This window comes from Sphingorhabdus sp., assembly GCF_044338195.1.
Taxonomy (GTDB): domain Bacteria; phylum Pseudomonadota; class Alphaproteobacteria; order Sphingomonadales; family Sphingomonadaceae; genus Sphingorhabdus_B.
Window position 1 is genome coordinate 1 of sequence record NZ_JBIIMC010000051.1, and the last position, 8062, is coordinate 8062.

General features: G+C 55.7%; 9 protein-coding genes. 6 read left to right on the forward strand and 3 right to left on the reverse strand.

Annotated features, from left to right (window positions below):
• A partial coding sequence (locus ACIQZK_RS10290; RefSeq protein ID WP_397576047.1) for a CoA transferase occupies positions 1 to 460 on the forward strand: 460 nt, incomplete at its 5' end.
• Positions 460 to 1101: an N-carbamoylsarcosine amidohydrolase gene (locus tag ACIQZK_RS10295; RefSeq protein WP_397576048.1), complete on the forward strand. Its 642-nt coding sequence runs from the start codon at positions 460 to 462 to the stop codon at positions 1099 to 1101. The genes ACIQZK_RS10290 and ACIQZK_RS10295, both read left to right, overlap by 1 nt.
• Before the next feature lie 269 nt (positions 1102 to 1370).
• Here the strand turns inward: ACIQZK_RS10295 and ACIQZK_RS10300 are convergent, their stop codons facing one another.
• From ACIQZK_RS10300 to ACIQZK_RS10310, 3 genes are all read right to left on the reverse strand, one after another.
• Positions 1371 to 2993: an amidohydrolase family protein gene (locus ACIQZK_RS10300; protein ID WP_397576055.1), complete on the reverse strand. Its 1623-nt coding sequence runs from the start codon at positions 2991 to 2993 to the stop codon at positions 1371 to 1373.
• Positions 2994 to 3450: 457 nt separating this feature from the next.
• Entirely contained in the window at positions 3451 to 3849 is a 399-nt protein-coding gene (locus tag ACIQZK_RS10305) for an ArsR/SmtB family transcription factor (RefSeq protein WP_397576049.1), read from the reverse strand.
• Positions 3846 to 4478 (reverse strand): peroxiredoxin, encoded by a 633-nt coding sequence (locus tag ACIQZK_RS10310; protein ID WP_397576050.1) that lies wholly within the window; start codon positions 4476 to 4478, stop codon positions 3846 to 3848. The genes ACIQZK_RS10305 and ACIQZK_RS10310 overlap by 4 nt, the downstream gene beginning before the upstream one ends.
• A gap of 105 nt (positions 4479 to 4583) precedes the next feature.
• Between ACIQZK_RS10310 and ACIQZK_RS10315 the strand changes: the two genes are divergently transcribed.
• Genes ACIQZK_RS10315 through ACIQZK_RS10330 form a run of 4 tightly spaced genes read left to right on the forward strand, consistent with a single transcriptional unit; the run spans position 4584 to position 7959 of the window.
• Positions 4584 to 5501 carry an MBL fold metallo-hydrolase gene (locus ACIQZK_RS10315; protein WP_397576051.1) on the forward strand — a complete coding sequence of 306 codons (918 nt, stop codon included), beginning with the start codon at positions 4584 to 4586 and terminating at the stop codon, positions 5499 to 5501.
• Complete coding sequence (locus ACIQZK_RS10320; protein ID WP_397576052.1) at positions 5498 to 5938, forward strand: YeeE/YedE family protein; 441 nt, start codon at positions 5498 to 5500, stop codon at positions 5936 to 5938. The genes ACIQZK_RS10315 and ACIQZK_RS10320 overlap by 4 nt, the downstream gene beginning before the upstream one ends.
• Positions 5935 to 6375 carry a DUF6691 family protein gene (locus ACIQZK_RS10325; protein ID WP_397576053.1) on the forward strand — a complete coding sequence of 147 codons (441 nt, stop codon included), beginning with the start codon at positions 5935 to 5937 and terminating at the stop codon, positions 6373 to 6375. The genes ACIQZK_RS10320 and ACIQZK_RS10325 overlap by 4 nt, the downstream gene beginning before the upstream one ends.
• Complete coding sequence (locus tag ACIQZK_RS10330) at positions 6376 to 7959, forward strand: TIGR01244 family sulfur transferase (RefSeq protein WP_397576054.1); 1584 nt, start codon at positions 6376 to 6378, stop codon at positions 7957 to 7959.
• Positions 7960 to 8062 lie beyond the last annotated feature (103 nt).

Here is an 8062-nt window from a genome sequence, read left to right on the forward strand (position 1 = left end):
TATGATTGGCGCGAACAAAGACTCGCTGTGGCAAAGATTGGCAGAAGCTATGGGCATGCCTGACCTTGGAACGGACCCGCGGTTCGCAACGCATCTTGCACGCGGTCACAACCAGTTTGAGCTTGATTACATTATCAATGCCTGGGCGGCCACGCTGACCGTTGATGAAGTCGACGCGTTGATGATTGCATATTCGATTCCAGCCGGACGCGTATACCGCGCGCCAGAGATGCTGGAAGACCCGCATTTTCAAGCACGCGAAGCGATTATCGAGGTTGAAACCGAGCGTTATGGTAAACTGAAAATGCAGGGCGCGTTTCCGAAGATGTCGGCGACACCCAGCAGCGTCCGTTCGCCAGCGCCGTCGATTGTCGGGCAACATAATGCCGAAATATATGGCGGCTTGCTTGGGATGGATATTGCGGAGTTGGATAGGCTGAAGGCGGCTGGCACAATCTGATGACACAGCAGAATGACGATCTGACCGCGAATTATGTCGGCGCGTTCGACGGCCGTCTTTCTTTTGGTCAACGGCCGGCGCTTCTGATTGTCGATTTTGTTATGGCGTATCTGGACCCGGCATCGCCTTTATATGCGGGGGTTGAGGATGCGTTGGCCAGCAATGAACGTCTTTTGGAGGCTGCGCGGGCTGCCGGAATCCCGGTCTTCTTTACGAATGTCGTGTATCAGGCAGATGGCGCAGACGGCGGTTTGTTCTACAAGAAAATCCCGTCGCTTCGGGTGTTTCTGGAAGGATCGCCATTGGGTGCATTTCCCCCGTCGATTCAACCGGTGGACGGCGAGCGCGTTATTTCAAAACAGTTCGCGTCGGCATTTTTTGGAACATCACTTGCAGAGACGCTTTCACGCGAGGGGATCGACACATTGCTCATAACGGGGCTGTCGACCTCAGGATGCGTACGCGCCACGGCGCTTGATGCATTGCAGTCCGGCTTTGCACCCTTCGTCGTGCGCGAAGCCTGTGGCGACCGACATCCGGCGCCGCATGAAGCCAATTTGTTCGACTTACAGGCCAAATATGCCGAGGTTGTTTCGGAACAAGAGGCGTGCGCCCTTATATCGCCGAACGCTGAGCTATAGCTAGGTTAGGGACAGAAGGTAGATATCAGCCATCTAAATTCTCAACCGACCATAAACCCGCCCACACGCAGAAACACCGAAATAGTATGTGTTCTTGAAAAATGACTAGCAGCTTTCAGCGTTTAATTGCCAAGAGCAGACAGTCGCGTTCCGGCCCAATTTCCGTCCATTTATAAAGCGACTATCCGGACTGGAGTACGCAACGTTTGCTCTTGGTTCAAAGCAGATACGCACCGGTTATTCAACGGGGCGCCGCGGTAGTGGAAGCTTTACGGCCGCGGCACGCCCTGTTCTGGCCAGCCCATCCGCTTCTTCTCGGCCACCACCATTGCGGCCACGTCTGCGAGTAGCCGCTTAGCATCATAGACGATTCCGTCCTTCACCGTGTAGCTGACGCCGCCGACGCGCTCCAGCTTTTGGGTTTGCTCGTTCAACCGCAGCGTCCCTGTCCCGTACAGCGTCTTAAAGTTCTGAAGCGGGTTTTCTTTAACGATGACGAGGTCCGCAAGCTTGCCGACCCGGACCATCCCGATGGGAGGATCGGTGATCCCTTTAGGCTCGTAAAGCGTCTGCGCGCCATTCATCGTTGCCGCACGGATCACTTGGTGCGGGTTGAAGCCTGCTTCCTGCAGCATCTCCAATTCTTCAGGAAAGCCAAAGCCATAGGTTTTAAAGATGAAGCCACTGTCCGTGCCAGTCGTCACCCGGCCGCCGATATTTTTATAATCATTCAAGAGACGCATATAGCGCGCGTAGAAATTGCGCCATTGTGTCTCTTGCTTGGTTGTCCAGTCGAAGAAGTAGGATCCGTGATTCTCGCGTGATGATTGGAAGAAGTCCCAAAGCTGCGGCATTGTGTATTCGTTGTGCCAGTCGGCGTTGCGTGCCCGCATCAAGTCGCGCGAGGCCGCGTAAATGGTCATAGTGGGATCGAAAGTGACACCCCGGTCCTTTTGCGCCTGCAGATAGTCTGTCCATTCCTTCGAACCCGGCTCGTAGATGTCGTCCCAAATGTCCGCGACTTCGGCGAAGCGATATTGTTCGTCATTGAAACTGTAATCGGTGGAATAATCCTGAATCGCACCGTTCTTCAGGAGCGATTCCATATGGCCGTAGAAGTGGGTCACCGTTCCGAGCCCAGCCTCACCCGCCTGCCGGGCATTCATCATCGCGACCCCAGTTTGCGTAAGGTGCGCTGTGGTGCCAAGCCCCAGCTTCTTTGCCTCGTCGATTGCGGCTTTGAATATCTCGGGTCCCTCGGTCGGACCGATCCCGAACTTTATGCCGTCAATATTGTTCTTCGCGGCCCAGCGGACCCACTCGCGCGCCTGTTGCGACGTTATCACTGGCCCCTTATCCCAGCCTTGGCCGACCCGCTGGTAATCAAAGATGCGCGGGGCAACAATCTCGTTGCGTGCGGAGCGAGCCTTCTCGACAGTTGAGACGTTCCACGGAGCCAGATTCACACCCCGCACCGACGTCACCCCATGGGCCAGCCACAGCTTATAGGAATAACCAAGGTCCGGCGCTTTATCGGCCGAACTGCCGTGGACATGGGTGTCAATGAAGCCAGGCAGCACCCACATGCCGGCGGCGTCTACTTCATGGTCGAAGTCGCGGGGCTCACGCCCTTGCTTCATCGGCAGCCCGGGCGTGCCGGCGTCTAATATCTCCGCAATCCGATTGTTCTCAACAACGATGTCAACCGGTCCACGCGGCGGCGCGCCAGTGCCGTCAATCAACATCGCGCCGCGGATTACCATTTTGCGGAACGGCCCCGCACCTTCGCCGGCCGCCCGTGCAGGCGCCGGGTTCGCACCCGCCCGCGGTTTTACCGCTTCGACCTTCTGCTGGACTGGCGCTTGGGCAAATGTTGGGGAAACCACGCACATAGCGACCGAAATCGCACCTGCAGCCAGCCATAAGTTCGAAAAAACACGCATCACATTATCCCCCGCCAATAAGCCTAGATCGGCCCTGTGCATGGCGCATGCATAGCGGCGTCTCCGACGGCCGAAAAGGACTTTCAATGGGTCGAAGTCAGACATCAGCCTTCGCCGGACGAAGGTCCGTTCCTCGCTCTATCGACGCGAAAGCAGCTAGCCAGCTTCTGCCCCAGAAACTGCCATGACAGCTAATCTTGGAACGCTTATACAAACGCTCGCCGTAAGGCCGCCTTTGGTTGCAAAGGCCGTATCGCCTAAAGCATTGAAAAACTGGAGCGGGCGAAGGGATTCGAACCCTCGACCCCAAGCTTGGCAAGATTTGGATATATGAAATTTCCAATATGAATCAGGTGCTTATAAAGTTCCTGAAAAATCCGAACACGATCCGAACATTTTCAGCCCGTTAAATGATGCGCGCGAATCCTGCCGCGCCACGTGCTGGGGGTGCACTTGCCTCAGGCTTGTTCAATTGCAGGGCGGTATTCAACATTTGCCCCACATCGCCTTCGTCCCCAAGGATGGCTTCCATGCTGCGAACGCATAAGCAGACTTTATCATCCGCTAAATCATACCAGATTTGCTTTGACGCACGGCGCGTTTTGACGAGGTCGTTGCGGCGCAGTTCCGCAAGTTGCTGGCTAAGCGCAGGTTGGCCGATGCCCGTTGCGGCATCGATTTCGCTCACCGTGCGTTCGCCGCGCAAAAGGCAAGATAAGATCATGAGCCGCTGCGGCTGCGCATAGACTTTTAGCTTATCCGCCGCTTTTACGGCGCGATCGCGACTTTCAAAAAGCGAAGTCATTTCGCATCGGCCAAATGGCAAAACCAATCATCGTCACCACTGATTTCGGCGCTGTTTATAATTGGTAATGCAAGCAATTTATCCCCGGGTTGCCATCCCTCTGGAGCAAGGCCAGCGCCGCCTTGAGTAGCTTGCAATGCGTGAAGAAGGCGCAACATTTCACTGACCGAGCGCCCCACATTATGCGGATAAGTGGTGATGGCACGAATGATGCCGTCGGGATCGATGAAATAGGTTGAGCGAACCGCGGCGCTATCGGCCGCTGCATCATCAATCATGCCATATGCGCGACCAATGGCCATGGAGGGATCTTCAATGATTGGGAAAAGAACATTTACCCCAAATTTATGTTTAATCGCAGTCACCCACGCAATGTGCGAATGGATACTGTCCACGGAAAGCCCGAGCAATGCACAACCAGTTGCCTCGAACGCAGCGGCCGACTTGGCAAGAGCCACAAATTCCGTCGTGCACACTGGTGTAAAGTCCGCAGGGTGCGAGAACAAGATGAGCCACTGGCCCCGATATTCCGATAGGCTCCGCTCCCCGAGCGTGGTTCGCGCGCGAAAGTCCGGCGCTGTTTCGCCAATCCTAATGGGCTGTGAGGGAACTGCTGGCGTGTCGTTCATTAATTCATCCTGTTCATCTGTCGGCGCTGCCACGAGACTCTTATTGACGCAACATGGATAATTGATTACACAATTTATGTAAATATGAATTTATAGGAGTTTTCCATGCCCGACTCAGCGCTAGAAAATGCCATTGCGCAGGTGAGCGATGCCCAAAAGGGTGTTCCGATAATTCGTGCCTTTTTCGACAAACCGACTTTCACGGTCAGCTATGTGGTCCACGACCCTGAAACAAAGCAGGCTGCTATCATTGATAGCGTGCTTGATTTTGATCCTGCTTCGGGGCGAACCTCGTTCGCGTCGGCGGATGCCATTATCGCATATGTTGCACAGCAGGGCTTGGCCGTTGATTGGCTGCTCGAAACCCATGCGCATGCCGATCACCTGTCAGCAGCGCCTTATCTGCAGCAAAAGCTTGGCGGCAAAATCGCAATTGGCGAACATATCGTCACCGTCCAGAATGTGTTCGGAAAGCTGTTTAACGCTGGCACTGATTTTCAACGCGATGGGTCGGACTTTGACCGGCTGTTTGCCGATGGCGACCACTTTCAAATTGGGAAGCTGGACGTAACCGTTCTCCATGTCCCCGGTCATACGCCTGCGGACATTGCCTATGTCATTGGCGATGCCGTGTTCACGGGCGACACAATGTTCATGCCCGATTACGGCACGGCGCGCGCCGATTTCCCCGGCGGCGATGCGCGGCAATTGTTCCGGTCGTTGCGCCGGATATTGTCGCTGCCTGCCTCGACGCGCCTTTTCATGTGTCACGACTATTTACCGGCTGGTCGCACGGAATATGTATGGGAAACCACTGTGGAGGCAGAGCGTTCAGGCAATATCCATGCCCATGACGGCATAACCGAGGATGAATTTGTCGCGATGCGTGAGGCGCGCGATGCGACGCTGGATATGCCGCGCCTGATTTTGCCGTCGGTGCAAGTGAATATGCGTGCGGGGCATATGCCCGCGGCGGACGACAATGGCATCACGTACCTTAAAATCCCGGTTAACGCTGTATGATACCGGCCTTTCCCAACGCCATGCCCTTTGAGGGCTTTATGGGCGGCTTGCTGATTGGACTTGCCGCGGCAATCATGCTGCTCGGCCTTGGCCGGATCGCAGGCGTCAGCGGAATGGCGGCACGGGCAACGGGCATCGCGGATAGCGGAGCACCACGAAATGTCGCAATCGCATTCGTCGTCGGCCTTCCGCTTGGTGCGCTTTTGATCGCGCAGACCGTTGGTGCGGTGAACGTCAGTTTTCCAGCATCCATCTGGCCGCTGATCATCGGTGGCTTGCTCGTTGGCTATGGCACACGGCTCGGCTCGGGCTGCACCAGTGGCCATGGCGTATGCGGGCTGTCGCGTCTTTCGCCGCGATCGATGTTGGCAACCGGCATGTTTATGACAAGCGGATTTGTGACCGTGGGGCTTCTTCGCGCAGGAGGTTGGCTATGACCCGGGCGCTTATCGCATTGCTCTCTGGCCTGTTGTTCGGGGCCGGCCTTGCCTATTCGGGCATGTCTGATCCTGCCCGTGTTCAGGCGTTTCTGGATCTGTTTGGCCAATGGGATCCGACGCTCGCTTTCGTCATGGGTGGCGCCATGCTGCCAATGGCAGTGGCTTGGGTCATTAAATCGCGACTGTCGGCACCGCTTGCCGCGCCAGCCTTTGATTTACCAGGCACGGCCACGCTGGATCGCCCGCTCGCCATTGGGGCCATATTGTTTGGAATGGGCTGGGGCATTGCCGGCCTTTGCCCCGGGCCTGCACTGGCTGACTTGGCGATTGCGCCGGGCGATGTTGCGCCATTTGTCGTTGCGATGTTTGTCGGCATGGCCGTGCAGCGCTTCGTACCTTTCTCTTCCCAAAAAACAAAACAGGCGGGGGCCTAAATGACATTCAAATCCATCACGCCAAACTTTTCTGTTTCAGCGCAATTGACGCCAGAAGACGTGCATCATGCCGCCGCGCAGGGTTTTAAATCGGTCATATGCAACCGGCCAGATGGCGAAGAGGCGGGGCAACCATCCGCCGCCGCTATCCAGAAAGAAGCAGAAGCGCTTGGCCTGTCATTCACGTATATTCCGGCCGTGTCAGGCGCAGTTACGGACGATGATGCGGCGAAGATGAAAGCGGCCCTTGCCCAAATGCCATCCCCCATTCTTGCTTATTGCCGTTCAGGCGCGCGTTCCAGCAAACTTTGGGAAATGGCGACAAAAGGTCAGGACAAAATGCCATCCTCCACCAAAATCTATGATGTGGTTATCGTGGGCGGCGGCAGTGCCGGAATCGCCACAGCCTCCAGCCTCCTCAAACGCAATCGGAATCTATCTGTTGCCGTTATCGAACCGTCAGAAGATCATTATTATCAGCCCGGCTGGACTATGGTTGGGGCGGGCGTTTTCTCGGCTGAATTCACCAAGCGGACCGAAAAATCGGTCATGCCCAAAGCGGTTGACTGGATTAAGAAGGCAGCCTCTGGCTTTGCGCCTGAGGACAACCAAGTGCTGCTCGCCGATGGCAGTTCGGTTGCCTATCGCGTGCTGGTGGCATGCCCCGGGATTAAGCTGGATTGGGAAGCCATCGATGGCTTGACCGAAACGCTCGGTCAAAATGGCGTAACGTCCAACTATCGTTACGACCTTGCCCCTTATACCAACCGCCTTGTGAAGGATTTCAAGCAAGGCCGCGCGCTGTTCACGCAGCCGCCCATGCCGATCAAATGTGCAGGCGCGCCGCAAAAATCAATGTATCTGTCGTGCAGCGCGTGGGAACGTGCCGGGGTGTTAAAAGACATTGATGTGCAATTCCATAACAGCGGCGCAGTGCTGTTCGGGGTCGCCGCTTATGTGCCCGCATTGATGGAATATATTGAACGTTATGACGCGCACTTAAATTTTGAATCGAAGCTGGTTGCGATCGATGGCCCTGCCAAAATTGCGACATTTGAACAGAAACGCGGGGACGTCGTTACGCGGGTCGAAGAAAAGTTCGACATGATCCATGTTGTCCCGCCGCAAGTCGCGCCAGATTTTGTGCGCAACAGTCCGCTGGCTGCCGCAAGTGGCTTTATCGAGGTCAATGAAGCGACATTGCAGCATGTGCGTTATGCAAATGTCTTCGCCTTGGGCGACGCCTGCTCGTCGTCAAACGCCAAGACAATGGCGGCGGCACGCAAGCAAGCGCCAGTGGTCGCTGTGAACGTATTGGCTGCTCTTGAGGGCAAGCCACCTGTCGCAGATTATGACGGCTATGGCAGTTGCCCGTTGACGGTCGAGCGCGGCAAGATTGTGCTCGCCGAATTTGGTTATGGCGGAAAATTGCTGCCCAGCTTCCCGAATTGGCTGATTGACGGCACACGTCCATCGCGCCTGTCATGGCTGTTAAAGGATACCATCCTTCCGCCAATTTACTGGCACGGTATGCTCAAAGGGCATGAATGGATGGTCAAACCCCACAAAATCGGCGCGGCGTAACCGATATGAAATTGGCGCGCTATTTACCGATATTGGAATGGGGACGCGGCTATGGCGGCGTGACGTTGACCAATGACTTGGTCGCCGCCGCAATCGTCACGAT

What these genes read in the sequence shown, in the direction of transcription:
- ACIQZK_RS10295 (WP_397576048.1), top strand. Translation starts at nt 460, where the DNA reads ATGACACAGCAGAATGACGATCTGACCGCGAATTATGTCGGCGCGTTC.
- ACIQZK_RS10320 (WP_397576052.1), top strand. Translation starts at nt 5,498, where the DNA reads ATGATACCGGCCTTTCCCAACGCCATGCCCTTTGAGGGCTTTATGGGC.
- ACIQZK_RS10300 (WP_397576055.1), bottom strand. Translation starts at nt 2,993, where the DNA reads ATGTGCGTGGTTTCCCCAACATTTGCCCAAGCGCCAGTCCAGCAGAAG.
- ACIQZK_RS10305 (WP_397576049.1), bottom strand. Translation starts at nt 3,849, where the DNA reads ATGACTTCGCTTTTTGAAAGTCGCGATCGCGCCGTAAAAGCGGCGGAT.
- ACIQZK_RS10325 (WP_397576053.1), top strand. Translation starts at nt 5,935, where the DNA reads ATGACCCGGGCGCTTATCGCATTGCTCTCTGGCCTGTTGTTCGGGGCC.
- ACIQZK_RS10315 (WP_397576051.1), top strand. Translation starts at nt 4,584, where the DNA reads ATGCCCGACTCAGCGCTAGAAAATGCCATTGCGCAGGTGAGCGATGCC.
- ACIQZK_RS10310 (WP_397576050.1), bottom strand. Translation starts at nt 4,478, where the DNA reads ATGAACGACACGCCAGCAGTTCCCTCACAGCCCATTAGGATTGGCGAA.
- ACIQZK_RS10330 (WP_397576054.1), top strand. Translation starts at nt 6,376, where the DNA reads ATGACATTCAAATCCATCACGCCAAACTTTTCTGTTTCAGCGCAATTG.